Genomic DNA, 2,626 nt, shown 5'->3' with positions numbered 1-2,626 from the left:
GCGGATCCCGCCGACCCGGGCGATCCGGCCGCCCCGGCCGACCTGGCCGGAACGTCCTGACCGGGCCGGAACGTCCTGACCGGGTCTGATCGGGTCTGATCAGACAGCCGCCGCCGCGGCCGCCGCCGCGCGCCGGGTGCCGTATCTGCGGTGCACCGCCTGCTTGGTGACCCCGAGCGCCGAGCCCACCGCGTCCCACGAGAAGCCCAGCGATCGGTCGAAGTCCACCGCGGCCGTCACCAGGGTCTCGACGCTGTCCCGGAGTTCCTGGGCCAGGCGGACGGTCGGGGCGGGAGCCCTGCCGTAGACGACGAAGCCCGTGGAAGGGCCGGAGCGGCGCGGGCGGTAGACATTGCCCAGCTGAGCGGTGAGGGTGCGCAGTGCGTCCACCTGACGGCGGACCCGCTCGATGTCTCTGACCAACAGGTGCAGGCTGGCCCGCGCTTGGGCGTCGTGGGTTGCGTGGTCGGCCATGAACAAGCCTCTCGAACCGGCGTTGAAAAGGATCGGGCCGCGTATACGGCCCACTTCGTTGCGGTCAATCTCTCTTGACCAACGCTCCACCTGCTGTTGTGGTCACGCTGCGGGGGCGTATGGGCATATGCGAGGGGCGCGCGGCGGTGCGTACGCCCCCTCGGAACGGGCCCGTAGACTGGTGCGCTGCTCGTAGTCGTGCGCAGTCGGTCCGAGAGGCATCCAGTGAAACTCGTCTTCGCAGGCACCCCCGAGGTCGCCGTACCCGCCCTGGACGCCCTCATCGAATCCGGCCGGCACGAGGTGGCCGCCGTGGTGACCCGCCCCGACGCTCCCGCCGGGCGCGGCCGCCGGCTGGTGGCGAGCCCCGTCGCGCAGCGCGCCGAGGAGGCCGGCATCGAGGTGCTGAAACCGGCCAGGCCGCGGGACGAGGACTTCCTGGCCCGGCTGCGGGAGATCGGCCCGGACTGCTGCCCGGTCGTGGCGTACGGGGCGCTGCTGCCCAAGACCGCCCTCGACGTGCCGGTCCGCGGCTGGGTCAATCTGCACTTCTCGCTGCTGCCCGCCTGGCGTGGTGCGGCGCCCGTGCAGCACTCGATCATCGCGGGCGACGAAGTGACCGGCGCTTCCACCTTCCTCATCGAGGAGGGGCTCGACTCGGGCCCGGTCTACGGGGTGCTCACCGAGGAGGTGCGCCCCACCGACACCAGCGGCGATCTGCTCACCCGGCTCGCCTTCGCCGGGTCGGGCCTGCTGGTGGCGACGATGGACGGGATCGAGGACGGCACCCTGCACGCGGTGCCCCAGCCGGCCGAAGGGGTCTCGCTCGCCCCGAAGATCTCCGTCGAGAACGCCAGGGTCGACTGGTCGGCGCCCGCGATGCGGGTGGACCGGCTGGTGCGCGGCTGCACGCCCGCACCCGGCGCCTGGACCGTCTTCCGGGACGAGCGGCTGAAACTGGTCTCGCTGGCCCCGGTCACCGACCGCACCGACCTGGCCCCCGCCGAGCTGGCCGTCGCGAAGAACAGCGTGCACGTGGGCACCGGCTCGCACGCCGTGGAGCTGCACTGGGTCCAGCCCCAGGGCAAGAAGCCGATGCGCGCGGCCGACTGGGCGCGCGGGGTGCGGATCGAGGCGGGCGAACTGCTCGGCGAGTAGCGGCCGGGCGAACGGCCCGCCGGGGCGGACGTACGCTGGGAGGGTTCGTCACCCTCACCACCAGCACCCTCACCACCAGCGGAGCACCTTTCACGTGACCGACCAGCCTCGCCGGCGTCCCGCGCAGCAGTCGAGACGGCAGCAGCCGAATCAGCAGTCGAAGCCCTACCGCCGCCCGCAGAAGGACCCGGTGCGGCTGCTCGCCTTCGAAGTGCTGCGGGCGGTCGACGACCGGGACGCGTACGCCAACCTCGTCCTGCCGCCGCTGCTCAAGAAGGCCCGCGAGAACCCGGACTTCGACGGGCGGGACGCGGCGCTCGCCACCGAGCTGGTGTACGGGACGCTGCGCAGGCAGGGCACGTACGACGCGGTCATCTCGGCCTGCATCGACCGTCCGCTGCGGCAGGTCGACCCGCCGGTGCTCGATGTGCTGGCACTCGGCGCGCACCAGCTGCTCGGCACCCGTATCCCCACCCACGCGGCCGTCTCCGCGAGCGTGGAACTGGCCCGGGTCGTGCTCGGCGACGGGCGGGCGAAGTTCGTCAACGCGGTGCTGCGCAAGGTCGCGGCCGACGACCTCGACGGCTGGCTGGAACGGGTCGCCCCGCCGTACGACGAGGATGCCGAGGCCCATCTGGCCGTGGTGCACTCGCACCCCCGCTGGATCGTCTCCGCGCTGTGGGACTCGCTCGGCGGCGGCCGCGCCGGGATCGAGGACCTCCTCGAAGCCGACAACGAACGCCCCGAGGTCACCCTGGTCGCGAGGCCGGGCCGCTCCACCACCGACGAGCTGACCGAGACCGTCGGTGAGGACTCGGCGCTGCCCGGACGCTGGTCGCCGTACGCCGTGCGGCTCGCCGAGGGCGGCGAGCCCGGCGCGATCGAGGCGGTGCGCGACGGGCGGGCGGGGGTCCAGGACGAGGGCAGCCAGCTGGTGGCCGCAGCCCTGGCGAACGCGCCGCTCGAAGGCCGGGACGAGCGCTGGCTCGACGGC

2 protein-coding genes and 1 pseudogene are annotated in these 2,626 nt (G+C 73.2%); 2 read left to right on the top strand and 1 reads right to left on the bottom strand.

Translation table 11 applies throughout. The features are described from left to right. Positions 1-105: 105 nt before the first annotated feature. Positions 106-474: pseudogene (locus G3I19_RS35950) on the bottom strand (hypothetical protein); the annotation flags it as partial. 225 nt (positions 475-699) lie between these two features. Between G3I19_RS35950 and fmt the strand changes: the two are divergent. Further along, positions 700-1,632, top strand: coding sequence for a methionyl-tRNA formyltransferase (fmt, locus tag G3I19_RS35945; RefSeq protein WP_164267874.1), 933 nt, complete (start codon positions 700-702; stop codon positions 1,630-1,632). Between the two features lie 190 nt (positions 1,633-1,822). Then, on the top strand, positions 1,823-2,626 hold an 804-nt coding region (locus G3I19_RS35940), incomplete at its 3' end, for a transcription antitermination factor NusB (protein ID WP_343235310.1).

This window comes from Streptomyces sp. SID10853 (assembly GCF_010548145.1).
Lineage (GTDB): Bacteria > Actinomycetota > Actinomycetes > Streptomycetales > Streptomycetaceae > Streptomyces.
This window is presented reverse-complemented; position numbering and strand designations above follow the sequence as displayed.